Here is a 26,997-nt window from a genome sequence, read left to right as displayed (position 1 = left end):
GAAGCCATTATTCCGCTCCTGATCATGGCGACTGGGACACCCGGCCCGCCCTGCCGACTCGCGGACATACGCCCCTTATGCGGGAGTCCCCCTTCTACCCGCGGTGACCCATCACTCACGTGGTGTCACGTATCCCACCCGTAAGGCGATGGGCCTTGTTGGAGATCCTGCACTGTGCTGGAATTCCACGGAACCGCCGCAGGATCGAGCCGGCGCACAGGGGGCGCACAGACGCGCCGAGCGGCGGGCGAGAAGGGGGAACCAGCGCCGGTCACTCACGACCACCACGGGGGCGTATTCAGGGCGCCCCTATGACGCCGACACCGTGCCTCGCCGTTCACGCGGAGGGGTGCCTGGTTCAGAGGTTGCGACGCTAGTGCAGGGACGTTTCAAGAGGGATGGCAGCGCTTCGGCGGAGCCGGAGCCGCACGGCGGGACTGGCCCCAAGGCCGTCAGCTCCTCGCCCCAGCACGCCCAGAACCAAGGCCCGGCCGCGCCCGGGAACGGCGGCGAAGGCTCCGCCGCGCCGACCGGAGCACCGGGTCCGGCGTCGGCCGCGCCGAAGGATCCGACCGGTCCGGGGCCACGAATAGCCCTGCGCAACTGGCGGATCTCGACCCGTCTGGTGTCGCTGCTCGCCCTCCCGGTGGTCGCGGCCACCTCGCTGGGCGCGCTGCGCATCAACCAGTCGATGGACGACATCCAGCAGCTCGACAACATGAAGCTGCTGACGGACATGACCAAGCAGGCCACCGAACTGGCCCACGCGCTCCAGGAGGAGCGCGACCAGTCGGCCGGCCCGCTGGCGCACGGCGGCAAGGCCACCGACTTCTCGGTCAAGGGCTACCGCGAGAAGACCGACCGGGCCCGCGACGTCTTCATCGACAGCTCCGAGGAGATCGACGACGCCAGCAAGGACGGCGACCTCAAGGGCGTCCGCGACAACCTGGTGCAGCTCGCCGGTGAGCTGGGCGAGCTCGAGAAGATCCGCAACTCGGCGTTCCAGTCGAAGGACAACTCCACGCAGACCGTCGAGGGGTACCACCGCCTGATCGAGAAGCTGGTCGAGCTCTCGCAGGACATGGCGGAGGCGACCAGCAACCCCGAGATGATCCAGCGCACCCGCGCCCTGGCCTCCTTCTCCTCCGCCAAGGAGTACGCGTCGATCCAGCGCGCGGTCCTCGCCGCGGCGCTGCCCACCAGCAACACCACCAAGGGCGAGCTCTCCGACAACGACCGGCTCTACGCCGAGTCGGCGCTGGCGAGCCAGAAGTCCGAGATCCGCAGCTTCAAGAGCATCTACGGCGACGTCGCCGCCACCGAGCTGCTGCTGCCGATCGAGGAGGGCAACAGCACGATCAGGGCCACCGACGAGTACGCCGGTCGTGCCCTGGCCTCGGAGTTCGGCCTCACGTCGGTCGGCAAGCGGTCCTACCGCGACTGGCTGGACGACAGCTCCACCAAGATCCAGCAGATGAAGAACATCGAGCTCACGCTGCTCGAGGACATGGAACAGCAGGCCCGTGAGCTGCGCAGCGCCACCGAGCGCGACGCGATCGTCTCCGGTGTGCTGATCCTGCTCGTGCTCGGTGTGTCGCTGGTCGGCGCCTTCGTCGTGGCCCGCTCCATGATCCGCTCGCTGCGCCGGCTGGAGGACACCGCCACCAAGGTCGCCCAGGAACGCCTGCCCGAGCTGGTCAAGCAGCTCTCCGAGTCCGACCCGCAGGACGTCGACACGTCCGTGGAGTCGGTCGGTGTGCACTCCCGGGACGAGATCGGCAAGGTGGCCGCGGCCTTCGACGACGTGCACCGCGAGGCGGTCCGCCTCGCCGCCGAGCAGGCCCTGCTGCGGGGCAACGTCAACGCGATGTTCACCAACCTCTCGCGCCGCTCCCAGGGTCTGATCCAGCGCCAGCTGTCGCTGATCTCCGAGCTGGAGTCCCGCGAGGCCGACCCGGACCAGCTGTCCTCGCTGTTCAAGCTGGACCACCTCGCCACGCGTATGCGCCGTAACGGTGAGAACCTGCTGGTCCTCGCGGGTGAGGAGCCCGGCCGCCGGTGGACCCGCCCGGTCCCGCTGGTCGACGTGCTCCGTGCCGCCGCCTCCGAGGTGGAGCAGTACGAGCGCATCGAGCTGACCTCCGTGCCGAGCACCGAAGTGGCCGGCCGCGTGGTCAACGACCTCGTGCACCTGCTCGCCGAGCTGCTGGAGAACGCCACCTCCTTCTCCTCACCGCAGACCAAGGTCAAGGTCACCGGTCACGCGCTGCCCGACGGCCGGGTGCTGATCGAGATCCACGACACCGGTATCGGTCTGTCGCCGGAGGACCTGGCGGCGATCAACGAGCGGCTCGCCGCGCCGCCCACCGTGGACGTCTCCGTCTCCCGCCGCATGGGTCTGTTCGTGGTCGGCCGTCTGTCGCAGCGCCACGGCATCCGCATCCAGCTGCGTCCGTCCGACTCCGGTGGTACGACCGCGCTGGTCATGCTGCCCGTCGACGTCGCCCAGGGCGGCAAGAAGCCGCAGGGCAAGCCGGGTCAGCCGGGCGCCGGCGGCGGTGGCCCCGCCGCCGCGCAGGCGGCCGCGGGCGCCGCGGCCGCACGGCGTGCCGCCGGCGCCGGTCAGTCCGTCGGCGGTGCTCTCGGCGCCGGCGCGTCCGGCGGTGGCCGGCTCGGCGCCGGTCAGGGTCCGCGGGCCGCGCTGCCCGGGCGGGACGGCACGGGCCGGCCCGACGGAGCGCGGGGGCCGCAGGGCCAGCCGGGCAACTCCACGCCGTCGCTGTTCGACCGGGGCGCTCCCGGTGCGGCTCCGCAGGGCCGTCCGGCTCCGGCCGGCTTCGGCGGCCAGGTGCCCGGCGCCCCGCAGGGCATGCAGGCCACGGGTCCGGGCGGACAGCAGGAGCAGGACGCCTTCGGTGGCGGTCGCGGCCAGGTGCCGCCGCAGCGCGGTGGCGGAAAGTCCGAGCGCGGCCGTCGTCCGCAGCTGCCGCCGCGCGGTGGCGCGCGCCCGGAGCTGCCCGGCGGTGACCAGCAGCAGCCGCGCGTACCCAGCTGGAGCGACGAGAACGCCCAGCCGCCGGCGCCGCGCGCCTCGCTGGACGCCCCGCGCGGTCACGAGGAGCCGGACGCCGCCCGTACCTCGGCCATGCCCCGGTTCGACGACCGGCAGGGCCCCGGCGCGACGGCGGAGATCCCCCGGTTCGACGAGCGTCAGAACCCCGGCGCGCCCGCCTACGGCGCCCCCGGCGCCGACGCCCCGCAGAACACCGGCCAGTACGCCCAGCCCGGTGCCAACGACGTCCAGAACACCGGCCAGTACGCCCAGCCCGGTGCCAACGACGTCCAGAACACCGGCCAGTACGCCCAGCCCGGTGCGGACGGCGCCCAGCACACGGGCCAGTTCGTCCGCGGTGACCTCTTCGGCGCCTCACAGGGCGGTCCGGGTGGGCAGAATCCGGCCGCGACGGGCCAGTTCCCCGTCCCGCAGGGTTACGACAACGGCTCCACCGGCCAGTTCCAGACCCCGGACCGGGACAACGGCGCCATGGGCCGTCACTCCCTCCCGGAGCGCCCGAACGCCGCGGACCCGGCCGTCACCGGTCAGTTCGAGCGTCCGCAGCCGAACGGCGCGTACGGAGCCGGCCCGGTCGCCCCGCGTCCGCCGGCCCTGCAGCAGCGGCCCGTCCACCCGGAGCAGCAGGGCGACGGCGGGGCCGCGCGGCGGCCCGACGAGCGCGCGGTGTCCGACGCGTGGGCGCTGCCGCCCGCGTCCGGCCCGGGCGACGGCCGTACGCCGCTGTACGACACACTGGAGACCAACTGGTTCCACGGCGGCGAACAGGAGCAGGGCAACGGCTCGGCTCCGGCACCCCAGCAGCCGCAACAGCACCAGCAGCCCCAGCAACAGCAGCAGCCGCAGGGCCCCACCGGCCCGCAGCGGTCCGCTTCCACCGCTTGGCGCAGCTCGCCCAACGACGAGCTGGTCCGACAGGCCGAACGCGTCCGACAGCCGGCCGCGGGCGGCGTCACCACCTCCGGCCTGCCGCGCCGGGTGCCCAAGGCGAACCTCGTCCCGGGCACGGCTCAGCAGCAACAGCACCAGAGCGGTCCTCAGGTCTCGCGCGCCCCCGATGACGTGCGCGGCCGGCTGACCAATCTCCGTCGGGGTATCGCACAGGGTCGTCAGGCCGGTACCACCCAGACCGGCACCTTCCCGAACCCCACTCACCAGCAGGAGCGTTAGTTGAGCCCGATGAGCCAGGCGGCACAGAACCTCAACTGGTTGATCACCAACTTCGTGGACAACACCCCCGGGGTGTCCCACACCGTCGTCGTGTCCGCCGACGGTCTCCTGCTGGCCATGTCCGAGGGGTTCCCGCGCGACCGCGCGGACCAGCTCGCGGCCGTCGCTTCGGGACTGACCTCCCTGACGGCCGGCGCCTCCCGGATCTTCGAAGGCGGCAACGTGGCCCAGACGGTCGTCGAGATGGAGCGGGGATTCCTCTTCCTCATGTCCGTCTCGGACGGCTCGTCCCTGGCCGTTCTCGCGCACCCCGAGTGCGACATCGGCCTCGTCGGCTACGAGATGGCGCTCCTGGTCGACCGCGCGGGGGCGGTCCTCACCCCGGACCTGCGCGCCGAGCTCCAGGGAAGTCTGCTCCACTGATCGGCCCCGGCACCACCCGTCTCACCAAATCACCGTCCGGCCGCCACATTCCCCCCACCGGCCCCGTCAGACGGCTTGACTGACCGACTTGCTGTCCCGCCCGGAGGACCCATGACCCCGCCCACCGCCTCTCATGATCCGTACGCGGAGCCGTACGAGGACGAGGGCGACCAGCCACTGGTGCGTCCCTATGCGATGACCGGTGGCCGGACCAGGCCCCGTTATCAGCTGGCCATCGAGGCACTGATCAGTACGACGGCCGATCCGGCAGCGCTCATGGGGCTCCTTCCGGAGCACCAGCGCATCTGCCATCTGTGCCGTGAGGTGAAGTCGGTCGCCGAGGTCTCGGCGCTGCTCAACATGCCGCTGGGTGTTGCCCGGATCCTGGTGGCCGACTTGGCGGAGGCGGGTCTCGTCGCCGTGCACCAGCCGGGCGGCGACGAGACGACCGGCGCCCCGGACGTGACACTGCTCGAAAGGGTGCTCAGTGGACTTCGCAAGCTCTAGCGGCGGGACGGTCTCCGACAACCGTGCCACCACCTCGGCGAAGATCGTGGTGGCGGGTGGCTTCGGCGTGGGCAAGACCACGTTCGTCGGGGCCGTTTCGGAGATCAACCCGCTGCGCACGGAGGCCGTCATGACGTCTGCTTCGGCGGGCATCGACGACCTCACCCACACCGGGGACAAGACGACCACGACGGTCGCCATGGACTTCGGCCGCATCACCCTGGACCAGGACCTGATCCTGTACCTGTTCGGTACGCCCGGCCAGGACCGCTTCTGGTTCATGTGGGACGACCTGGTGCGCGGCGCCATCGGCGCGGTGGTCCTGGTGGACACCCGCCGACTGGCGGACTGCTTCCCGGCGGTGGACTACTTCGAGAACTCGGGTCTTCCCTTCGTGGTCGCCCTCAACGGGTTCGACGGGCAGCAGCCGTACCAGCCGGAAGAGGTGCGCGAGGCGCTGCAGATCGGACCCGACACCCCGATCATCACCACCGACGCGCGGCACCGCGCGGACGCGAAGAGCGCGCTGATCACCTTGGTCGAGCACGCCCTCATGGCGCGCCTCAGGTAGAACCGCACCAGAACGAGAAGCGGCGTACGGCGGTTGTCGTAGCCTCACCGGAGCCGGCTGTGTCCTTTGACACGGCCGGCCCCTGCGTTCATAACGTTTCGGCAGAGGAATCGAGGGAGGCCGACACGCGACGCGGTCGCGCGGTGCCGCTGCGCGCACGAACGGCCCGCCTTTTGCCAGTGCTCGCTCTGTATGACCGTTTTATCTGGGACTTACATCACTCGGATTTCCAGCCTTCCAATGTTTGGAAGAGCGTTGCTCGGCATGCTGGAATGCCTGAACTGCCCAATAGTCAAAGACGTAATCCTTGGTCGATGGCACACCGGGCTCTGAGACACAGCGGCACAACGATGGTGCCGACCGCCGAGAGGTTGTTGGTCGAGTGAGGCGAAGCAAGAGCAGTCCCGAGCCGTCGGCCCGGGGCAACTTCACGCCGCCGCCGCGCACAGCGGCGCCCGCCCCCGTGCCCGGTCCCGAGCCGACGGCCGCACCCGCCAAGAGCGGAGGTCGCCTTTCCCCGCGCAACTGGCGCGTGACGACCAGACTGAACGCGATCCTGCTCATACCCGTGCTGGTCGGCCTGGTCATGGGCGGCTTCCAGGTGAAGAGCTCGATCGACACCTGGAACGAGGCCGAGGACGCGGAGAACACCGCCCGCCTGGTCCAGGCCTCCCTCACCTACGCCAACGCCCTCTACAACGAGCGGGACGTCACCGCGGTCCCGCTGCTGCAGGGCAAGGGCGCGCGCGACCCGGACGTCACCAAGGCTCGCGCCGCGACCGACAAGGCCGCCGACGCCTTCGACGAGGCAGCGCAGAACATGCCGGACAAGCCCGGCCTGAAGCGCCGGATGGAGTTGTTCCGCAAGGCCGAGCCCCAGCTGACCTCGCTGCGCGCCGCGGCGTACACCTCCAAGCTCAAGGGTGTCGCGACCGAGGAGGGCTACGTCACCGTCGCCCACCCCCTGATGGAGTTCGCCAACGACCTCGGTCTCGGAACCGGCAACATCACCAGCTACGGACGTACGGTCTACGCGATCTCGCTGACCAAGTCGGCCCTGTCGCTGGAGCGTTCCATCGGCATGCACCTGCTGGTGAAGCCCGGCCCGACCGACAGCCAGCTCGCCAGCCAGCGCGTGGCCCTCTCCTCCTACGCCTACCTCGAGCGCATCGCCATCGAGGAGTACAGGGGCGGTGGCACCGAGGCCGACGCGGAGAAGCTGGAGCAGACGGCGCAGCGGATCCAGGCCGAGGGCACGGCCATGGCCCGGGAGGCCGAGCAGAGCGATCCGGACTACGTGGCGCCGCCCGCGAAGACGGAGACGATGATCTCCGAGCTGGGCCGGCTCCCCTCCACGGACGCGTCCGCGCGCGCCGACCTCGCCGCCCAGGGCATCACCCCCGCCAACTGGTGGACCGTGAACACCCTCAAGTTCGACGGTTACCGCGAGATCGAGTCCGACCTCACCGACACCGCGGTGAGCGAGGCCTCCCGGATCGCCGACGACGCCCAGCGCGACGCCCTCATCACCGGCGCCGCCGTCGTGGTCGCCCTGCTCGCCGCGTTCATCCTGGCCGGCATGGTGGCCCGCCAGATGAGCCGCTCCATGCGCCAGCTGCGCAACGCCGCCTTCGACGTCGCCGAGCAACGCCTTCCGATGCTGGTCGACCAGCTCTCCCGTACCGACCCCGGCCGGGTCGACGCCAAGGTCGCGCCGATCCCGATCTCCACCACCGACGAGATCGGCGAGGTCGCCCGCGCCTTCGACCAGGTCCACCGCGAGGCCGTCCGGCTCGCCGCCGAACAGGCCCTGCTGCGGGGCAACATCAACGCGATCTTCACCAACCTGTCGCGCCGCAACCAGTCGCTGATCGAGGGCCAGCTGAGCCTGATCACCGACCTCGAGAACAACGAGGCCGACCCGGACCAGCTGGAGAGCCTCTTCCGCCTGGACCACCTGGCCACCCGCATGCGCCGCAACGGCGAGAACCTCCTCGTCCTCGCCGGCGAGGAGCCCGGCCGCCGCTGGGACCAGCCGGTGCCGCTGGTCGACGTGCTGCGCGCCGCCTCCTCCGAGGTGGAGCAGTACGAGCGCATCGAACTGTCCGGCATCCCCGAGGCCGAGATCCACGGCCGCGCGGTGACCGACCTCGTGCACCTGCTCGCCGAGCTCCTGGAGAACGCCACCACGTTCTCCTCGCCCCAGACCAAGGTCCGCGTCACCGCGACCCGTCTCCCCGACGGCCGTGTGATGGTCGAGATCCACGACAAGGGCATCGGCCTCACCGCCGAGGACTTCGCCGACATCAACCACAAGCTGGCCAACCCGCCGACCGTGGACGTCGCGATCTCGCAGCGCATGGGCCTGTTCGTGGTCGGCCGACTGTCCGACCGGCACGGCATCCGGGTCCAGCTGCGCCCCTCGGGCGAGCAGGCCGGCACCACGTCGCTGGTCATGCTGCCCGATGCGATCACCCACGGTGGCGGCGGCGAGCAGCAGGTGGACCGCGACGAGTTCACGGTCTCGCAGATCATCCCGGAGCAGAACCTCCCGGGTGAGGACTTCGGCCGGCAGCCGCTGCGCACCGCCGCGGAGCTGGGCTTCGACGACAGCCGCTACTCCGAGGTCCCGGACGACATCCGCGGCCTGAACCCGGTCGGCCGTTCCCTGATGCGCGAGGAGCGCCGGGCGGCCCTGGAATCCCAGGCACAGCCCGAGCCGACCGCCGCGAACGCCCAGGAGACCCCCGAGGCGCCCGCCTACCCGGACGGGTTCGCCGCCCCGCAGGGCTACGGCGACGGCCAGGGCTACCGCGGCGACGGCCAGGGCTTCGACGGCGGTTACCAGGAGCAGCAGGCCGCCGGGTACGACCAGCAGGCGTACGACAACGGGCAGCAGAGGGCGTACGGGGAGCCGCAGCAGCAGACGTACGGCGAGGGGTTCTACGCGCCGGACGGCGGTCCGGCGCAGAACGACGGTTTCTCGTCCAACGGCGGCTACCCGGACCCCTCCTACGCGGAGCCGGTCCAGGACGGCGGCGCGGCGGCGGGTGCCGCCGACCCCTTCTCGTCCTTCGCCGGACGGCGCCAGGAGGACGACTGGCCGCAGCAGGACGGTTACCGCAACGGTCACCCGGACCAGTACCCTGCTCAGGCCCCGGAGTCGGAAAGTACGCAGGCCGCTGACGCGCGTGAGCAGGACAGCGTAGGCTTCGACCGTCCGGGAACGGCTGCCTCCGACGTCCACGCGCTGACCGACGCCGGCCTTCCCCGCCGCGGATCCACCGCGGGCGGCGCGAACGGCTCGGACGGCGCACGGCGCGTGAACCAGGAGTCGCCGGCTTCCACTCCGGAGGGCGAAAGCGACTGGCGTTCGGCGAACGACGAGCGCTGGCAGCAGGCATCATCGCTCCGGAAGCCCAAGGCGGGCGGAGTGACCTCCTCCGGCCTGCCGCGGCGGGTCCCCAAGGCCAACCTGGTCGAGGGAGCCGCCGAAACCACACCTCAGGGAGGCCCTCAGGTCTCCCGCGCCCCGGAAGACGTCCGGGGCAGGCTGAGCAACCTGCGACGCGGTGTCCAACGGGGCCGCGGCGCGGGCAGTGAAACGAACGGTCAGGGCTTCGGTTCTGACAGCACCTACAACCAGGAGCGTTAGTGTGAGCCCGATGAGCCAGGCGGCACAGAACCTGAACTGGTTGATCACCAACTTCGTGGACAACACCCCGGGGGTGTCCCACACGGTGGTGGTCTCCGCCGACGGACTCCTTCTGGCGATGTCCGAAGGCTTTCCCCGTGACCGCGCCGACCAGCTCGCGGCCGTCGCCTCCGGTCTGACGTCACTGACGGCAGGCGCCTCCCGGATCTTCGAGGGCGGCAGCGTGAACCAGACGGTTGTGGAGATGGAGCGGGGATTCCTGTTCATCATGTCCATTTCCGACGGTTCGTCGCTCGCGGTTCTCGCACATCCGGAGGCGGACATCGGCCTCATTGGGTACGAGATGGCCCTTCTGGTCGACCGGGCCGGTACGGTCCTGACGCCGGACCTTCGGGCGGAGCTCCAAGGGAGCCTTCTCAACTAAAGGACAGACAGTGCGTTTCGGCGTCCCGGGGCCGTAAGGTTTCGGGACGCGGCTCCACAGCGATGGATGCCAGGCACAGTCGGAGGAGGAGAAAGTGGCAACACCCCCAGGCGGTTCATCCGTGGGCGACTGGTCGTACGGTCCTGCGCAGGGCCAGAACGACGGCGTCCAGAGTGGGTACGGCTACCCCTCCGCCCCGCACCACCGGCAGCCGTACGCGCCGCAGGGCCCCGGCCCTTCGCCGTACGACCAGCCGCACGCCCCGCGCATCCAGCCGGTGCAGCCGCAACGCCGAGCACCCGAACCCGCGCCCGCCGGGGCGTCGAACAATCCCCTGGTGCGCCCGTACGCGATGACGGGCGGTCGCACCAGGCCTCGGTACCAGCTCGCCATCGAGGCGCTGGTGCACACCACCGCGCAGCCGCACCAGATGCAGGGCCAGCTGCCCGAGCATCAGCGGATCTGCAACCTCTGCCGGGAGATCAAGTCGGTGGCCGAGATCTCGGCCCTGCTGACCATCCCTCTCGGCGTGGCCAGGATCCTCGTCGCCGACTTGGCGGAGGCGGGACTGGTCGCCATCCATCAGCCCGGCGGCGACGAGAGCGCCGGCGGCCAGCCAGACGTGACACTGCTCGAAAGGGTGCTCAGTGGACTTCGCAAGCTCTAGCGGCGGTCCTTCCCGCTCCACCACCTCGGCGAAGATCGTGGTGGCGGGTGGCTTCGGCGTGGGCAAGACCACGTTCGTCGGGGCCGTTTCGGAGATCAACCCGCTGCGCACGGAGGCCGTCATGACGTCTGCTTCGGCGGGCATCGACGACCTCACCCACACCGGGGACAAGACGACCACGACGGTCGCCATGGACTTCGGCCGCATCACCCTGGACCAGGACCTGATCCTGTACCTGTTCGGTACGCCCGGCCAGGACCGCTTCTGGTTCATGTGGGACGACCTGGTGCGCGGCGCCATCGGCGCGATCGTGCTGGTGGACACCCGGCGTCTCGCCGACTGCTTCCCGGCGGTCGACTACTTCGAGAACTCGGGTCTTCCCTTCGTGATCGCCCTCAACGGCTTCGACGGGCAGCAGCCGTACCAGCCGGACGAGGTCCGGGAGGCGCTGCAGATCGGACCCGACACCCCGATCATCACCACCGACGCGCGGCACCGTGCCGACGCCAAGTCGGCGCTGATCACGCTCGTGGAGCACGCCCTGATGGCCCGCCTCCGCTAGTCGGTCGGCCTGCGGCGGCGTTCCGCGGCCTGCGGGCAGTCGTGTGCTGCCCCCTCCGGGGGAGGCACTGGCGCCGAGTCGCGCGACAGCCTCCTGCGGCCACTGGGCCGCCGGGGGCTGTCGCATGCCGGGTGCGGCAGGTCCATGGCTTGTCGCGCCCACGCGGCGGAGCCGCATGTCGTCACAGCCCCGCGCCCCTTGCGCACATGAAGAGGCCCCTCCTCGGAAGGAGGGGCCTCTTCATGTGCGCGTGAGGTCAGCGCCAGCTGTGCGGGGCCCGGAAGCCCGGTTCGCGTTCCAGACGGCGCCAGCCGGCCCTGGCGCGGCCTCGGTGGACCGGGGCCGCCGGCCGCGCGGCGGCCCTGGCCAGCAGGATCGCCGTGATCGCGGCGACCTCCTCCGGCTCGGCGTGCCCCTTCTCGACACGGATGTCAGGTGTGCTCATGGCTATCGGTCTCCCCGGGAGAGATGGCCGCCGGATCACTGCGGCGGGTTGCCGTGCTTGCGGGAGGGCAGGTCGGCGTGCTTGGTCTGCAGCATCGCCAGCGAACGGATCAGCACCTCACGCGTCTCGGCGGGGTCGATCACGTCGTCGACCAGGCCGCGCTCGGCCGCGTAGTAGGGGTGCATCAGCTCGGACCTGTACTCCTTGACCATGCGGGCGCGCATGGCGTCGGGGTCCTCGGCCTCGGCGATCTGCCGGCGGAAGATGACGTTGGCCGCGCCCTCCGCGCCCATCACCGCGATCTCGTTGGTGGGCCAGGCGTAGGTGAGGTCGGCGCCGATGGACTGGCTGTCCATGACGATGTAGGCGCCGCCGTAGGCCTTGCGCAGGATCAGCGAGATCCGCGGCACGGTGGCGTTGCAGTAGGCGTACAGCAGCTTCGCGCCGTGGCGGATGATGCCGCCGTGCTCCTGGTCGACGCCCGGCAGGAAGCCGGGGACGTCCAGGAAGGTGAGGATCGGGATGTTGAAGGCGTCGCACATCTGGACGAAGCGGGCGGCCTTCTCGGACGCCTCGATGTCCAGCACGCCCGCCAGCGACTGCGGCTGGTTGGCGACGATGCCGACGACCTGGCCGTCCATCCGGGCCAGGGCGCAGATGATGTTGCGCGCCCAGCGCTCGTGGACCTCCAGGTACTCGCCGTCGTCGACGATCTCCTCGATGACCTTGGCCATGTCGTAGGGCCGGTTGCCGTCGGCGGGGACCAGGTCCAGCAGGACCTCGCCGCGGCGCTCCGCCTCGTCGGTGCACTCCACGCGCGGCGGGTTCTCCCGGTTGTTCTGCGGGAGCAGGGAGAGGAGGTAGCGCACCTCGTGGATGCACGTCTCCTCGTCGTCGTAGGCGAAGTGGCACACCCCGGAGGTCTCGGCGTGCACGTCCGCGCCGCCCAGGCCGTTCTGGGTGATCTCCTCGCCGGTGACCGCCTTGACCACGTCCGGACCGGTGATGAACATCTGGGAGGTGTCGCGGACCATGAACACGAAGTCGGTGAGGGCGGGGCTGTAGGCCGCGCCGCCCGCACAGGGACCGAGCATCACGCTGATCTGCGGGATGACGCCGGACGCCCTGGTGTTGCGCTGGAAGATGCCGCCGTACCCGGCCAGGGCCGACACGCCCTCCTGGATGCGGGCGCCGGCGCCGTCGTTCAGCGACACCAGCGGCGCGCCGGCCGCGATGGCCATGTCCATGATCTTGTGGATCTTGGTGGCGTGGGCCTCGCCCAGCGCGCCGCCGAAGATCCGGAAGTCATGGGCGTAGACGAAGACCGTGCGGCCCTCCACCGTGCCCCAGCCGGTGATCACACCGTCCGTGTACGGCTTCTTCTCCTCCAGACCGAACCCGGTGGCCCGGTGCCGGCGCAACTGCTCGACCTCACGGAAGGACCCCGGGTCCAGCAGCAGCTCGATACGCTCCCGCGCGGTCAGCTTGCCCTTGGCGTGCTGCGCCCGGGTCGCCTTCTCGCTCGGGCCGGCCAGTGCCCGGGCACGGATCTCGTGCAGTTCGGCCACGCGTCCGCGCGCATCGGTCGGCTCACCCGGCGCCTCATCCAAAACGGTCATGTAGTGACCTTACGAAGCCCACCCGTAAATGCGAGCCGTTCACTCCTCACAGTCCTCGGGGTGTTTTCCTGGTACCCCTGAACAGAACTTGGGCGACATGCAGCCGTTCCGACTGCTCAGAGGGCATCCGGCTTGTAGGAGTCGCACAAAGAGGCCATCTGAGAGCCGCCTCACATTCATGGGTGGCACGTGCACCCGTTCGGGTCGGTCCGCTCCCTCGGAGCGTAGCGGTGGCGGCGGCCCGCTCCTCCCCGGGGTCTCAGCCGAAGCGGTTCAGGAGCTTGCGGTAGAGGCCGGGGGTGAGGGCGCGCACCCGGGAGGGGAGGGCGAGCCAGGTGGGGATGTAGGTGTCGTCGCGGCTCTGGGAGACGGCGCTCCAGACGGCGGCCGCGACCCGGCCGGGCGAGGTGGGGCGCGGGCGGGAGCGGTGGTACGGCGTGCCGCGGCGGGCGAAGAAGGCCGTCTCGACGGGGCCGGGCACGACGAGCGTCACCCCCACGCCCGTACCCCGCAGTTCCTGCCGGAGCGCCTCGGCGAACGCGGCGAGCCCGGCCTTGGCCGCGGAGTACACCGCCTCCTCCCGTACGCCCACCGAGCCGGCCACCGAGCCGACGAGCACCACCCGGCCGCCGCCGGCCTCCACCATCGCGGGCAGCACCTCCCGCACCAGGTGCAGTGTCGCGTTGAGGTCCAGGAACAGCACCCGGTCGATGTCGGTGTGCGGCATCGTCAGGAACGGTCCCGCCCAGCCGATGCCCGCCACGGCGACCAGCACGTCGATGCGTCCGGCCTCCCGCAGCGCCGCCTGTGCCAGCATCCTCGCCCCGTCCGGCGCGGCGAGGTCGGCGGGCAGCAGGACCGCCGAGGTGCCGGACGCCGTCTCCTCCAGCCGCCGCCGGTCCCGGCCGCTGAGCAGCAGCTGCCAGCCCCCGGCGGCGAAGCGCCGCGCGGTGGCCGCGCCGATGCCCGAGGAGGCGCCGGTGACGAGGGCGACGCGCCGGTCCGTGCGCGGCGGCCCGTGGCCGTGCGCTGCCGCCGGGGCGGAGGCGGCGGCACGGGCGGCGCCGTGTGCGGGGTCCGCCGGGGGGTCGTAGGTGGAACCGGAGCCGGTGGTGGTCACGAGTCGGTCTCCCATGTGCTGTCGCTGCGGGTCCTCGTCATCCAGGACACCCCCGCTCCGGCGCACCCCGCCAGTGCTGGAGTCCGCCCGCCCGGTCCCCTCCGGCCCCGGTCGGCGGGCGGTGTCCGGGCTCCCGGGGCCGGTGCGCCGCGCCGCGGGACCACTCCTGCGGGCCCCGGGATGCGGCCAGGCGGGCGTACGCCGGGGAAGCGGGCGGGCCGGGTCGAGGGGTGCCGCCGGAATCCGCCCCTCGCAGCGGCGCGATCGCGCCATCTTCGCCAGACATATTGAAACTTCAAAGGAACGGGTCTACGGTGGACCTTGTCAGGTTAGTTGAACGTTAAACGTAATCCCTTCGGAGGAACATCATGGGCATCTTCGGCCGCAAGGACGACGAGACCGCCACCGCGACCACCGGCTCCGCGGTGAACCCGGACCTGGCCGCGCTGACCGGCGAGTACACGATCGACCCCGCGCACTCCACGTTCGGCTTCGTCGCCCGGCACGCCATGGTCACCAACGTCAAGGGCAGCTTCCAGGACTTCACCGGCACGCTGCACCTGGACGGCGCCGATCCGTCCAAGTCCACGGCCACCATCGACGTGGTGATGGACAGCATCGAGACGGGCAACGCCGACCGTGACGGTCACCTGAAGAGCGCCGACTTCTTCAAGACGGACGAGTTCCCGACGATGACCTTCCGCACCACCAAGGCGGAGGCCCTCGGCGGCGACGACTACCGCGTCACCGGCGACCTGACCATCCTGGGCACCACCAAGCAGCTCAGCATCGACCTGGAGTTCAACGGCGCCGCGAAGGACCCCTTCGGCAACGAGCGCGTCGGCTTCGAGGGCAAGGCGGAGATCCTGCGCTCCGAGTGGGGCCTGACCTGGAACGCGGCGCTGGAGACGGGCGGCGTCCTGGTCTCCGACAAGATCAAGCTGAACTTCGACATCTCGGCGATCAAGCAGGCGTGAGCCTCGCGGGCCCCTCGGGGCACCCGAGTTCACCACGGTAACGGCCCGGAGCCCGACGGGGCGTCCGGGCCGACGCCTGTCCGGCCGGCCGACACCGGCGTCGAGGAGCGGGCCGCCCGCGCCGGGGCCGCCCGGCACCGAGGCGAAGACCAGGACCACCAGAGACACCGCCCGTCCCCGCTGCCGGGCGAGCCGACGGCCCGGCGCGGTGAACGCGGTGCGCGTCATCCTGCCCTGCCCGAACAGCCGCAGCAGGACGAAAGCCCCGGACAGCGTGAAGAGGCCCGCCGGCCGGCTCACCGCCACGGCTCCCAGCGCCGGCGGAGGAGAACCTGCTCCGTGCCGTTCGCGTCAGAACCCGCCGCCGAAGTCCCCGCCGCCCCCGCCGAAATCGCCGCCGCCGAAGCCGCCTCCGAAGTCTCCGCCGTCGAAGTCCGCGCCGGAGACGTCGCCCCCCTCGTAGCCGCCGAAGTCGCCGTAGCCGGCCCCGTAGGCGGGTCCGGCCATCATGCCGCCGAGCATGGTGCCGACGAGCAGGCCGGGCAGCAGGCCGCCGCCGAAGTAGCCGCCGGCCCAGGGGCCGTACGCGGGACCGGCGTCCCAGTAGGGGCGGCGCCCGTACTCGGTGTCGACCTCGCGGATGACGGGGTCGAGGCCGTCGGCGAGACGGGTCCGGTCGGCCGCGCAGACCGGGACCTCACGCTCGGCACCGCCCGGCGGCGTCCAGACCACGTCGGCGACCGAGGGGCCGTGACGCGGATCGAAGAAGCAGGGCGGACGGCGCTCCGGCAGCGGCCGTCCCTCCCGGCGGGCGGCGAGGGAGGCGAGGGCGAAGCGTCCGTCCTCCACGGCCTGGGTGACGGCCCGGACGTCCTCCGGTTTACGGGCCGCGGCCATGAACGACTTGGACCGCTCGTAGTCGTCCAGCGCGTGCGCGTAGTCCGCGCGCATCGCGTCGTCCGCACCGGGTTCGCCGGGGTGGAAGTCGAGGCGGTCGAGCTCCTCGCCGAACGCGGTGATGTCCTCGTCCACCACCACCCGCAACTTCTCCAGCGCGGCCCGCTGATCCTCCTCGCGGCGGCGCCGGTTGCGGCGGGACACGGCGTAGATGCCCGCGCCGCCGGCCGCCACCAGCGCACCGACGGTGATCAGCCCGCCGACGGGGACCTCGCTCGAACCGTCGCTCCACGAGTTCGGCGCGGAGCCGCCGGTGCTGCGCAGCGCGCTGTCGACGAAGTCGTTCAGCTGGGCCTTGGCGTCCCCGGCGCCCTGCACGGACATCACCAGGTTCCGCACGCCCTGACGGCTGAGCACACCGCTGTCGGCGCGCGCGTCGAACCGGTCGCCGAGGCGGACGCCGTACAGACCGGTGACGCCGGTCTCGGTGCGCAGGTTCTGGAAGAGGTTCTGCGTCGGATAGTCCGCCGGAAGGACCGCCACGAAGACGGGTTCGTCCGCGTCCTCGATCTTGTCGGCGAGCGCCTCGGCGTCGGACTCCGCCAGGATGTCCTGGGCCGCGGGATCGACGTAGACGGGGCTCTCGCGCAGCGCGCGGGCGATCTCCGAGACGTCGGTGGCCGCCTGCGCCCCCGGCGCACCGGCCGTCAGGACCGCCAGTACGGCGGCCACCGGCACGATCAGCAGGCGTACGAGGGTACGCATCGTCGCGTCCTTCATATACTCGAAGCTACCCGAATCCGTCCGTAAACGGACATCGGGGTCGGCAGGGGATCCGGAGACGCCCCTGCCGGGCGGGTCGTACGGGTCCCCTACGCGGCCGGTTCCACGCCTGCCCGCAGCAGCCCGTACGCGTAGGCGTCCTCCAGCGCCTGCCAGGACGCGGCGATGACGTTCTCGGCGACGCCCACCGTCGACCACTCCCCCGCCCCGTCGGACGTGGAGATCAGGACGCGGGTGATGGACTGGGTGCCGTGCTTGCCCTCGAGGATGCGGACCTTGTAGTCGACCAGCTCCAGCTTGGCGAGCTGCGGGTAGATCCTCTCCAGGGCGACGCGCAGGGCGCGGTCCAGGGCGTTGACCGGGCCGTTGCCCTCCGCGGTGGCGACGATGCGCTCGCTCTTGGCCCACAGCTTCACCGTGGCCTCGTTGGCGTGGGTGCCGTCGGGGCGGTCCTCGACGATCGCGCGCCAAGACTCGACGTCGAAGTACTTCAGCGGCCTGCCCTCGGCCTCCGCGCGCAGCAGCAGCTCGAAGGAGGCGTCGGCCGCCTCGTACGTGTAGCCCTTGAGCTCGCGCTCCTTGACCCGCTCGACGACCCGGCCGACCAGTTCGCGGTCGCCGCCGAGGTCGATGCCGAGCTCCTTGCCCTTGAGCTCGATGGAGGCGCGCCCGGCCATGTCGGAGACCAGCATCCGCATGGTGTTGCCGACCTGCTCGGGGTCGATGTGCTGGTAGAGGCCCGGGTCGACCCTGATCGCGGAGGCGTGCAGTCCGGCCTTGTGGGCGAAGGCGGAGACACCGACGTACGGCTGGTGCGTGGACGGGGTGAGGTTGACGACCTCGGCGATGGCGTGCGAGATGCGGGTCATCTCGCGCAGCCGGCCCTCGGGCAGGACCTGCTTGCCGTACTTCAGTTCCAGGGCCGCCACCACCGGGAACAGGTTGGCGTTGCCGACGCGCTCGCCGTAGCCGTTGGCGGTGCACTGGACGTGGGTGGCGCCCGCGTCGACGGCGGCGAGGGTGTTGGCGACCGCGCACCCGGTGTCGTCCTGGGCGTGGATGCCCAACCGGGCGCCGGTGTCGGCGAGCACGGTGGAGACCACGGCCTGGATCTGCGCCGGGAGCATGCCGCCGTTGGTGTCGCACAGGACGACGACGTCGGCGCCGGCCCCGGAGGCGGCGCGGACCACGGCCTTGGCGTACTCGGGGTTGGCGCGGTAGCCGTCGAAGAAGTGCTCGCAGTCGACGAAGACCCGGCGGCCCTGCTCCTTGAGGAAGGAGACCGTGTCGCGGACCATCTCGAGGTTCTCCTCGAGGGTGGTGCGCAGGGCGAGCTCGACATGGCGGTCATGGGACTTCGCGACCAGCGTGATCACCTGCGCGCCGGACTCGAGGAGTGCCCTGACCTGCGGGTCCTTCGCAGCGCTGGTGCCGGCGCGGCGGGTGGCGCCGAAGGCGACCAGCGTCGCGTGCCGGAACTCGATCTCCTGCCGGGCGCGGGCGAAGAACTCGGTGTCCCGCGGGTTCGCGCCGGGCCAGCCGCCCTCGATGAAACCCACGCCGAACTCGTCCAGGTGCCGGGCGATGGCGAGCTTGTCGGCGACCGTGAGGTTGATGCCCTCGCGCTGGGCGCCGTCGCGCAGGGTCGTGTCGAAGACGTGGAACGAGTCGTCGGGCTCGCTGGTTGCGGTCATGGTCTGAAGGCTCCTGAATTGATCTCGGTCTACCGGAATGACCGGTTCCGCCGTTCCCCCATGGTCCCCCACGCCCCGTTCCCCGGCTGTGGGTGGGCCAGGAAACAGAAAAACCTCTCGCGGGTGCGAGAGGTCTGCGCGCGGGTCGAGGACGACGGTGTCCGCCCGTACCGTGTCGTACGTGCGGTCACTGCGGACCGGCGCGCCTGCTGCCAATAATCGTGGCGAACGAGAGCACGGAGGCAGTCTGGCACAGTCCGCCCCCGCGCTCACGGTCCGTCTCAGGATGCGGGCGATGTGTGTTCACCCGCGGGACCCCGGTCTAGCCCAGCCGGTGCATCCAGCCGTGCTTGTCCTCGGCGGTGCCGCGCTGGATGTCGAGGAGGGCCTGGCGCAGCCGGAGGGTGACCTCGCCGGGCTCGCCGCCGCTCTGCCGCCACTCGGCGCCGGTCCGCTTCACCGTGCCGACCGGGGTGATGACCGCCGCCGTACCGCAGGCGAAGACCTCGGTGAGGGCGCCGTTCTCCGAGTCGCGCTGCCACTGCTCGAGGGAGACGCGCTCCTCGACGGCCTCGTAGCCGAGGTCGCGGGCGACGCCCAGCAGGGAGTCACGGGTGACGCCCTCCAGGATGGAGCCGCTGAGGGCGGGGGTGACGATCCTGTCGCCGTAGACGAAGTACAGGTTCATGCCGCCCAGTTCCTCGACCCACTGGTGCTCGACCGCGTCGAGGTAGCAGACCTGGTCGCAGCCCTTGACGGCGGCCTCGGCCTGGGCGAGCAGGGAGGCCGCGTAGTTGCCGCCGGTCTTGGCGTCGCCCATGCCGCCGGGGACGGCGCGGACGCGGTCCTCCGAGACCCAGATGGAGACCGGCTTCACACCGCCCGGGAAGTAGGCGCCGGCCGGGGAGGCGATGACCAGGAACAGGTACTCGTTGGCGGGCTTCACACCCAGCCCGACCTCGGTGGCGATCATGAAGGGGCGCAGGTAGAGGGACTCCTCGCCGCCGTGCGCCGGCACCCATGCCTTGTCCTGCGCGACGAGGGCGTCGCACGCCTCGATGAAGGTCTCGACCGGCAGTTCGGGCATCGCGAGGCGCCTGGCGGAGCGCTGGAAGCGCTCGGCGTTCTTCTCGGGGCGGAAGGTGGCGACGGAACCGTCGGGCTGGCGGTAGGCCTTCAGGCCCTCGAAGATCTCCTGCGCGTAGTGCAGGACGGTGGTCGCGGGGTCGAGGGGGATCGGCGCGTACGGGACGAGCTGGCCGTCGTGCCAGCCGCGGCCCTCGGTCCACTTGATCGTCACCATGTGATCGGTGAAGTGGCGGCCGAACCCGGGATTGGCCAGGATCGCCTCGCGCTCTGCGTCGCTGAGCGGGTGCGCCGAGGGCTTGAGCTCGATCGTGGGCGTCGTCATGAGTGGTTGTCCTTCACCGGTTGTAGTGACGGGCCGCGCACACGCCCGCACGGCCGGTGGCCAGTACTAGGACGTCCGAGCATTCCCTCATTCCGCGGCTCCGCGTCCGATTATCGCCCGGAGGCTGCGGCGGAAGGAACAGGGTGAGTGCGGCCCGGTGGTCGATGGTGGCACCCGGCGGGGACAGGAGGAAGCCGCCGGGTGCGGAGACGACCCGGCGGCTTCGAATGTTTTCGACAGGGCGCGCCGGGTCAGCCGGCTACTCGCGCGGCGAGCGCGTCGCCGATCTGAGAGGTGCTCCGGGCCGGCAGGGCGTCGCGCTCCGCGAGGTCGGCGGAGACGGCGTCCTCGATGCGGGCCGCCTCGGCGTCGTGACCGAGGTGACGCAGCAGGAGGGCGACGGACAGGACCGTGGCGCTGGGGTCGGCCTTGCCCTGGCCGGCGATGTCCGGGGCCGAGCCGTGCACGGGCTCGAACATGGACGGGAACTCGCGGCCCGGGTTGATGTTGCCGGAGGCCGCGACGCCGATGCCGCCGGAGACGGCCGCGGCGAGGTCGGTGATGATGTCGCCGAAGAGGTTGTCGGTGACGATGACGTCGAAGCGGGCCGGGTCGGTGACGAGGTAGATCGTCGCGGCGTCGACGTGGATGTAGTCGGTGGTGACCTCGGGGTACTCCTCGGCCACCTTGTCGAAGACGTTCGTCCACAGGTGGCCGGCGAAGGTCAGCACGTTGTTCTTGTGGACCAGCGTGAGCTTCTTGCGCGGGCGGGCCTGGGCGCGGGCGAAGGCGTCGCGGACCACGCGCTCGACGCCGAAGGCGGTGTTGACGGACACCTCGGTGGCGACCTCGTGCGGCGTGCCCTTGCGGATGGTGCCGCCGTTGCCCGTGTACGGCCCCTCGGTGCCCTCGCGGACCACGACGAAGTCGATCTCCGGCCGGCCGGCGAGCGGAGAGGCCACTCCGGGCTGGAGCTTGCTCGGACGCAGGTTGACGTGGTGGTCGAAGGCGAAGCGGAGCTTGAGCAGGAAGCCGCGCTCGAGGACGCCGGAGGGGACCGACGGGTCGCCGATGGCGCCGAGCAGGATGGCGTCGTGCCGCTTCAGCTCGTCGAGGTCGGCGTCGGTGAGGGTCTCACCGGTGGCGTGGTAGCGCTTGGCGCCGAAGTCGTACTCCTTGGTCTCCAGCTTCACATCCTGCGGGAGGACGGCGGAGAGGACCTTGAGACCTTCGGCCACGACCTCCTGGCCGATGCCGTCACCGGGGATCACTGCGAGATCGATGCTGCGAGACATGCGGGCACCCTACTCCTCGTCCCACGGGATGACATGCGGCGTCCGGCATGCGGACGCCGTCGGAGTGTCAGTGGCCGGTCGAGCCGCCGTTGTCCCTGCGGTCGAGGGCGCGCTGGAGCGCCGCGGCGGCGTTCTTGCGGTCGGATTCGCTGGTGCGGGTGGTGTGACGGACGCGGCGGCGGACGGTCGTCTCGGCCATGGGTCATCGACTCCTTCGGCATACGTGGAGTACGGAAAGGGGGTTGCGAGACACCGGAGGGGGCGGGGAGCGGCGGGCCGCAGGGATTGCCTGCACCGGGCCCGGCTCACGACCGCCGTTCGCTTGATCGAGCGAGTCGTTCGGCTCCTACAAAACTAGAGGAGCGGGCTGCGTCTGTCTGCACAATTACTCGGACTTCCTACTATCTGAGACGGTGGACCGCGTCACACCCTTCCGGTCCGTGCTTTCCCGACAGGACTCAGAGGACGTCGCCGTCCCGCCAGTCGAATACCAGTTCGCCCCCGACGTCGGCCGGCGCCGGCCACACATAGGTGGATCCCTCCTCGTCGGGCAGTCGGACGACGCCGTCGGGGCCGAGCGCGCGGATCCGCCCGCCCCAGGCCCGCCAGCCGCGGGCCGTGTAGAGCGCTGCGCCCTCGTCGCTCGCGGACAGCGCACCGAGGTCGTAGGCCCGCGTGATGACGCCCTCCAGGGCGGCCATGACCGCACCGCCGAGCCCCTGCCGCCGTACGTCGCGCCGGACGGCGACCCCCTCCACGTATCCGACGCGCAGCCAGCGCGTCCGGTACCGCACCCGCCGCATGACGACCGCGCCGTGCGCGGCGAGGCCCCGCTCGTCGTGGACCAGGGCGTGCATGCCGCCCAGCGTGTGGTCCCAGTCCTCGCGGGCGAAGTCGCCGTCGAAGGCGTCGTACAACAGGGAGCGGACAAAGGCCAGTTCGAGGGGGGCGAGGTCGGCGGTGTGGGCGGTGCGAACGGACGCGTCGGTGGTCATGCCCCCAGTATCCGGAGCGGCGGGCCCACGGAGACGGGAACGGGCCGGGTCGACGACCCGGCCCGTTCCCGTGCGGTGAGGTCAGCCCATGTGCGGGTAGCCGTAGTCGGTCGGCGGGACCAGCGTCTCCTTGATGGCGCGGGTCAGCGTCCAGCGCATCAGGTTCTGCGGGGCGCCGGCCTTGTCGTTGGTGCCGGAGGCACGGCCGCCGCCGAAGGGCTGCTGGCCGACGACGGCGCCGGTCGACTTGTCGTTGATGTAGAAGTTGCCGGCCGCGTAGCGCAGCTTCTCCATCGTGTACGCCGCCGCCGCGCGGTCGTTCGCGATGACCGAGCCGGTGAGGGCGTAGTCGGAGACCGACTCCATCTGGGTCAGCATCTCGTCGTACTTCTCGTCCTCGTAGACGTGCACGGCGAGGATCGGACCGAAGTACTCGGTGCGGAACACCTCGTTCTCCGGGTCGGTGCACTCGATGACGGTCGGGCGGACGAACCAGCCGACCGAGTCGTCGTAGGAGCCGCCCGCGACGATCGTGCAGGCCGGGTCCTCCTTGGCACGGTCGATGGCGGCCTTGTTCTTGGCGAAGGACCGCTCGTCGATGACGGCGCCGATGAAGTTCGACAGGTCGGTGACGTCACCCATGGTGATGTAGTCGACCTCGGCCGCGAACTCCTCCTTGAAGCCGGAGTTCCAGATCGACGCCGGGATGTACGCGCGCGAGGTGGCGCTGCACTTCTGGCCCTGGTACTCGAAGGCGCCGCGGGTCAGGGCGGTCTTCAGCACCGCGCGGTCGGCGCTCGGGTGGGCGACGAGGAAGTCCTTGCCGCCGGTCTCGCCGACCAGACGCGGGTAGGTGCGGTACTTCTCGATGTTCTGGCCGACCGTCTTCCACAGGTGCTGGAAGGTCTTGGTCGAACCGGTGAAGTGGATGCCGGCCAGGTCCCGGTGTTCCAGGGCGACCTCGGAGACCTCGATGCCGTCGCCGGTGACGAGGTTGATGACGCCCTTGGGCAGACCGGCCTCCTCCAGCAGCCGCATCAGCAGCACGGCGGCGTGGGTCTGGGTGGGGGACGGCTTCCAGACCACCACGTTGCCCATGAGGGCCGGCGCGGTGGGCAGGTTGGCGGCGATCGCGCTGAAGTTGAACGGCGTGATCGCGTAGACGAAGCCCTCCAGCGGGCGGTGGTCGAGGCGGTTCCACACGCCCGGCGAGTTGGCCGGGGGCTGCTCGGCGAGGATGCCCCGCGCGTAGTGGACGTTGAACCGCCAGAAGTCGACCAGCTCGCAGGGGCTGTCGATCTCCGCCTGCTGGGCGGTCTTGGACTGGCCCAGCATGGTGGAGGCGGCGATGGTCTCGCGCCAGGGTCCTGCCAGCAGCTCGGCGGCGCGCAGGATGATCGCCGCGCGGTCGTCGAAGGCCATCGCGCGCCAAGCGGGCGCGGCGGCGAGGGCCGCGTCGATGGCGTCCCGGGCGTCCTGCTGGGTGGCGTTGGCGTACGTGCCCAGGCGGGCCTTGTGGTTGTGCGGCTGCACGACGTCGAAGCGCTCGCCGCCGCCCATCCGCCGCTCGCCGCCGATGGTGCAGGGGAGGTCGATCGGGTTGTCGGCCAGCTCCTTGAGCTTGGCCTCCAGCCGGGCACGCTCGGGCGTCCCGGGGGCGTAGCCGTGCACCGGCTCGTTGACGGGGGTGGGGACCTGGGTCACAGCGTCCATGGGTGGCGTAACTCCTTGTCGTGAGCGGTGTGGGTCAGCCCTTGGTGATCATGCTGCGCGCGAAGAACCGCAGGTTGGCGGGCTTCTCCGCGAGCCGCCTCATGAAGTAGCCGTACCAGTCGGTGCCGTAGGCCGTGTAGACGCGCATGCGGTGGCCCTCGGCGGCCAGTCGCAGGTGCTCGTCGCCGCGGATGCCGTAGAGCATCTGGAACTCGTACTCGTCGAGCTTGCGTCCGGCGGTGCGGGCCAGTTCCTGGGCGATGGAGATCAGGCGCGGGTCGTGGGACCCGATCATCGGGTAGCCCTCGCCCTCCATCAGCGTCCGCAGGATGCGCACGTACGCCTTGTCGATCTCGTGCTTCTGCTGGTAGGCGACCTCTGCGGGCTCCTTGTAGGCGCCCTTCACCAACCGTACGCGACTGCCGGCCGCGGCGAGGCGGCGCGCGTCCTCCTCGGTGCGGAAGAGGTAGGCCTGGATGACGCAGCCGGTCTGCGGAACGTCCTTCCGCAGCTCCTCGTGGATGGCGAACATCGAGTCCAGGGTGGTGTGGTCCTCGGCGTCCAGCGTGACCGTGGTGCCGATCCCGGCGGCGGCCTCGACGACCGGGCGGACGTTGGCGAGCGCCAGCTCGTGGCCGCCGGGGAGGGCCTGCCCGAACATCGACAGCTTCACCGACATCTCGGCGCGGGCGCCGAGCTCCAGCGGCTTCAGCCGGTCGATCAGCTCCAGGTAGGCGTCCCGCGCGGCGGTGGCCTGCTCGGGGGTGGTGATGTCCTCGCCGACGACGTCCATCGTGAGTTCGAGGCCGTTGCCGGTGAGCTCCCGGACGATCGGCAGGACCTCGTCGACGGTCTCCCCGGGGATGAACCGGTCCACGACCTGTTTGGTCACCGGGGCCGCCGAGATCAGGCGTCGCATCCGGTCGCTGCGCGACGCGGCGAGAATCACGGGACCCAGCACGGGGCACCTCCACAAGCTGCACGAGGCCGTCACCCGACGCTTCGGGTACGGCACGGAGAACCACCGTGAAACCTACGGATGCCCCCGATCGTGGGCCATCGACAGCTGTCACGCATCCGTGCCGCGGATCTCAGACAGATGTATGAAGGTCCTGCGGTTCTGCGGCAGAATGCCCGGGTGACGCCGGAACGCAGGGACGACTACCAGGAGCTGGTGGACGAGATCTCGGAGCTGCTGGGCGCTCCGGCGACCCTGGAGAACCGCGACTTCGAGCTGATCGCCTTCGGGGCGTACGACAGTGAGGGCGATCTCGATCCCTCGGCGCTGGACCCGGTGCGCACCCGCTCGATCCTGACCCGCCGTTCGACGGCCGCCGTCCGCGCCTGGTTCGAGGGCTTCGGCATCACCCGCGCGACCGGTCCGGTCCGCATCCCGCGCACCCCCGAGGCGGGGGTCCACCGGGGACGCGTCTGTCTGCCGGTACGCCATCGGGGGGTCGTCCTCGGGTACGTCTGGCTGCTCGACTACGACCCGGGCCCCTCCGAGCGGCAGCTGGACGCGGCCATGCGGGTGACGGCCCGGATCGGGGCGCTGCTCGCGGACGAGGCGCAGCACGGCGCCGACCTCACGCGGGAGCTGCGGGCGGTGCTGACCGCGGAGCGGGACTGGCAGCGGGAGATGGCCGTCGCCGAGCTGCGCGCCGCCCTCGGCGGCCGCGCCGACGGTCCGCACACGGTGGTCTGTGTCGCCCCCTGGCCCTCCGTCGACCCGGACGACGCCCCGTCGGTCCGTACGGTGCCGGGGGCGACGGCGCTGTGCACCCTGCCGTGGGCGGCCGGAGGCGCCTCCCGCACCCTCGATGCAGGGGGGGACGGGCTGTCCCTGGCCCTGCTGCTGCGGCTGCGCTCGGCGGACGTACTGGCCCCGGCGACGACGGCGGCCTCACGGCTGCTGGAGCGGGCGGGTTCGAGCGGTTCCGGAAGCGGGGGCGGCCCGCCGGCGGCCGCGGGGATCGCCGCGCCCCGCGCGGGTCTCGCCGAACTGGGCGCGGCCTGGGCGGAGGCGTCGGCGTCGGCACGGGCGGCGCTGGCCGAGCCCCGGCTCGGACCGGTCGCCCGGTGGGCGTCGATCGGCCCCTTCCGCCTGCTGACCGCGCTGCCCCGGGGCGCCGCCCGCGATCCCGTCGTCGGCCCCCTGCTCTCCCCCGCGCACGCCGAACTGGCCCGCACCGCCGAGGTCTACCTCGACCTCGCGGGCCAGGCCGGCCGCACGGCGGCCGAGCTGGGCGTCCACCGCCAGACCCTCTACTACCGCCTGTCCCGGATCGAGCAGCTCACCGGCCTGGACCTGGACGACGGCGAGGACCGGCTGCTGCTGCACATGGCGCTCAAGGCCGCGCGTCTGTAGCGGCGGCCTCGATCACCCGGCGGAGACCGGCGGCCAGCTGTCCGCCCTCGGGCGCCGTCTTCGGGTCGAAGGTCCACTGGGCGATGAGGCCCGTCATCAGGGTCACGTAGAACATGCCGACGGTGTCCGCGGTCTCGTCGGACACGTCCTCCTCCCGGCCGCCCAGCAGCAGCGGGACCAGTCCGCGTCCGGCCTCGCGCTGGGCCGCCGCCAGATGGTCGCGGACCTCGGGGAGGCGGTCCCCGAGGGCCAGGACCTCCATGCTGAGCCGCCACACCGAGCCGGGGTCCTTCATGGTGCCGATGATGTTCGACCACACCCGCTCGAACCGCTCCAGGGAACCGGGCTCGGTCTCCTCCACGCCGCCGTCACCGTCGAAGGCGTCCCCCATCCCCTCGATCAGTGAGACGTAGGCACGGGCGAGCAGCTCGTCCTTCGACCCGTAGTGGTAGCCGATGGACGCCAGGTTGGTCCCCGACTCCTTGACGACGTCCCGCGCCGTCGTGCGCACGAAGCCCTTGGCGAGCAGGCAGCGCTTGGCGCCCTCGAGCAGATCCTCACGGTGTCCCATGACACCACCCTACCCGCCCGTCCATACATGCGTCTTATACAAGCGTTCTAGACATAC

22 protein-coding genes are annotated in these 26,997 nt (G+C 71.2%); 10 read left to right on the top strand and 12 right to left on the bottom strand.

Going from position 1 to position 26,997, the window contains the following annotated elements; genetic code table 11:
* Positions 1-376: 376 nt before the first annotated feature.
* From ACZ8ZB_RS24255 to ACZ8ZB_RS24220, 8 genes are all read left to right on the top strand, one after another.
* Positions 377-4,243 (top strand): sensor histidine kinase, encoded by a 3,867-nt coding sequence (locus ACZ8ZB_RS24255; RefSeq protein ID WP_470739754.1) that lies wholly within the window; start codon positions 377-379, stop codon positions 4,241-4,243.
* 9 nt (positions 4,244-4,252) lie between these two features.
* Positions 4,253-4,666 (top strand): roadblock/LC7 domain-containing protein, encoded by a 414-nt coding sequence (locus ACZ8ZB_RS24250; protein ID WP_003973453.1) that lies wholly within the window; start codon positions 4,253-4,255, stop codon positions 4,664-4,666.
* Between the two features lie 111 nt (positions 4,667-4,777).
* Entirely contained in the window at positions 4,778-5,173 is a 396-nt protein-coding gene (locus ACZ8ZB_RS24245; RefSeq protein ID WP_004924977.1) for a DUF742 domain-containing protein, read from the top strand.
* Positions 5,154-5,744, top strand: coding sequence for a GTP-binding protein (locus ACZ8ZB_RS24240; RefSeq protein WP_468432429.1), 591 nt, complete (start codon positions 5,154-5,156; stop codon positions 5,742-5,744). Before ACZ8ZB_RS24245 ends, ACZ8ZB_RS24240 begins: the two co-directional genes overlap by 20 nt.
* 382 nt (positions 5,745-6,126) lie before the next feature.
* The gene (locus ACZ8ZB_RS24235) at positions 6,127-9,399 is read left to right on the top strand and encodes a nitrate- and nitrite sensing domain-containing protein (RefSeq protein ID WP_470739753.1); all 3,273 of its coding nucleotides are present in this window, start codon (positions 6,127-6,129) and stop codon (positions 9,397-9,399) included.
* Positions 9,400-9,409: 10 nt separating this feature from the next.
* Entirely contained in the window at positions 9,410-9,823 is a 414-nt protein-coding gene (locus tag ACZ8ZB_RS24230; protein WP_004983065.1) for a roadblock/LC7 domain-containing protein, read from the top strand.
* A 94-nt stretch (positions 9,824-9,917) separates the two neighbouring features.
* Positions 9,918-10,490 (top strand): DUF742 domain-containing protein, encoded by a 573-nt coding sequence (locus tag ACZ8ZB_RS24225; protein WP_470739752.1) that lies wholly within the window; start codon positions 9,918-9,920, stop codon positions 10,488-10,490.
* On the top strand, positions 10,471-11,052 hold the full coding sequence (locus ACZ8ZB_RS24220; RefSeq protein ID WP_030216560.1) for a GTP-binding protein: 582 nt from the start codon (positions 10,471-10,473) through the stop codon (positions 11,050-11,052). The genes ACZ8ZB_RS24225 and ACZ8ZB_RS24220 overlap by 20 nt, the downstream gene beginning before the upstream one ends.
* Before the next feature lie 256 nt (positions 11,053-11,308).
* On the opposite strand, the gene ACZ8ZB_RS24215 is transcribed toward ACZ8ZB_RS24220, so the two are convergent.
* The 3 genes from ACZ8ZB_RS24215 to ACZ8ZB_RS24205 form a co-directional block, all read right to left on the bottom strand.
* Positions 11,309-11,497 carry an acyl-CoA carboxylase epsilon subunit gene (locus tag ACZ8ZB_RS24215; protein ID WP_470739751.1) on the bottom strand — a complete coding sequence of 63 codons (189 nt, stop codon included), beginning with the start codon at positions 11,495-11,497 and terminating at the stop codon, positions 11,309-11,311.
* Positions 11,498-11,532: 35 nt separating this feature from the next.
* On the bottom strand, positions 11,533-13,116 hold the full coding sequence (locus ACZ8ZB_RS24210) for an acyl-CoA carboxylase subunit beta (RefSeq protein WP_470739750.1): 1,584 nt from the start codon (positions 13,114-13,116) through the stop codon (positions 11,533-11,535).
* A gap of 259 nt (positions 13,117-13,375) precedes the next feature.
* Complete coding sequence (locus ACZ8ZB_RS24205; protein ID WP_470741569.1) at positions 13,376-14,236, bottom strand: SDR family NAD(P)-dependent oxidoreductase; 861 nt, start codon at positions 14,234-14,236, stop codon at positions 13,376-13,378.
* Between the two features lie 368 nt (positions 14,237-14,604).
* Between ACZ8ZB_RS24205 and ACZ8ZB_RS24200 the strand changes: the two genes are divergently transcribed.
* Positions 14,605-15,213 (top strand): YceI family protein, encoded by a 609-nt coding sequence (locus ACZ8ZB_RS24200; protein WP_470739749.1) that lies wholly within the window; start codon positions 14,605-14,607, stop codon positions 15,211-15,213.
* 351 nt (positions 15,214-15,564) lie between these two features.
* On the opposite strand, the gene ACZ8ZB_RS24195 is transcribed toward ACZ8ZB_RS24200, so the two are convergent.
* The 8 genes from ACZ8ZB_RS24195 to ACZ8ZB_RS24160 form a co-directional block, all read right to left on the bottom strand.
* Positions 15,565-16,890, bottom strand: a complete 1,326-nt coding sequence (locus tag ACZ8ZB_RS24195; protein ID WP_470739748.1) for a hypothetical protein — start codon at positions 16,888-16,890, stop codon at positions 15,565-15,567.
* Positions 16,891-16,982: 92 nt separating this feature from the next.
* Positions 16,983-18,587 carry a citramalate synthase gene (gene cimA, locus ACZ8ZB_RS24190; RefSeq protein ID WP_470739747.1) on the bottom strand — a complete coding sequence of 535 codons (1,605 nt, stop codon included), beginning with the start codon at positions 18,585-18,587 and terminating at the stop codon, positions 16,983-16,985.
* Between the two features lie 322 nt (positions 18,588-18,909).
* Positions 18,910-19,998 (bottom strand): branched-chain amino acid aminotransferase, encoded by a 1,089-nt coding sequence (locus ACZ8ZB_RS24185; RefSeq protein WP_470739746.1) that lies wholly within the window; start codon positions 19,996-19,998, stop codon positions 18,910-18,912.
* A gap of 251 nt (positions 19,999-20,249) precedes the next feature.
* Positions 20,250-21,293, bottom strand: coding sequence for a 3-isopropylmalate dehydrogenase (locus tag ACZ8ZB_RS24180; protein ID WP_470739745.1), 1,044 nt, complete (start codon positions 21,291-21,293; stop codon positions 20,250-20,252).
* A 67-nt stretch (positions 21,294-21,360) separates the two neighbouring features.
* Complete coding sequence (locus tag ACZ8ZB_RS24175) at positions 21,361-21,492, bottom strand: hypothetical protein (RefSeq protein ID WP_470739744.1); 132 nt, start codon at positions 21,490-21,492, stop codon at positions 21,361-21,363.
* Between the two features lie 259 nt (positions 21,493-21,751).
* Positions 21,752-22,288, bottom strand: coding sequence for a GNAT family N-acetyltransferase (locus ACZ8ZB_RS24170; protein ID WP_470739743.1), 537 nt, complete (start codon positions 22,286-22,288; stop codon positions 21,752-21,754).
* 81 nt (positions 22,289-22,369) lie between these two features.
* A complete protein-coding gene (gene pruA / locus ACZ8ZB_RS24165) occupies positions 22,370-24,001 on the bottom strand; it encodes an L-glutamate gamma-semialdehyde dehydrogenase (protein WP_470739742.1) in 1,632 nt (543 codons plus the stop codon).
* 34 nt (positions 24,002-24,035) lie between these two features.
* The gene (locus tag ACZ8ZB_RS24160) at positions 24,036-24,962 is read right to left on the bottom strand and encodes a proline dehydrogenase family protein (protein WP_470739741.1); all 927 of its coding nucleotides are present in this window, start codon (positions 24,960-24,962) and stop codon (positions 24,036-24,038) included.
* Positions 24,963-25,100: 138 nt separating this feature from the next.
* Between ACZ8ZB_RS24160 and ACZ8ZB_RS24155 the strand changes: the two genes are divergently transcribed.
* Positions 25,101-26,369, top strand: coding sequence for a helix-turn-helix domain-containing protein (locus tag ACZ8ZB_RS24155; RefSeq protein WP_470739740.1), 1,269 nt, complete (start codon positions 25,101-25,103; stop codon positions 26,367-26,369).
* Here the strand turns inward: ACZ8ZB_RS24155 and ACZ8ZB_RS24150 are convergent.
* On the bottom strand, positions 26,350-26,940 hold the full coding sequence (locus tag ACZ8ZB_RS24150) for a TetR/AcrR family transcriptional regulator (protein ID WP_470739739.1): 591 nt from the start codon (positions 26,938-26,940) through the stop codon (positions 26,350-26,352). The genes ACZ8ZB_RS24155 and ACZ8ZB_RS24150 overlap by 20 nt on opposite strands.
* Positions 26,941-26,997 lie beyond the last annotated feature (57 nt).

This window comes from Streptomyces sp. 12E (assembly GCF_055633275.1).
Note: the sequence above shows the minus strand (reverse complement) of the source record. Positions and strands in the feature narration are given on the sequence as shown.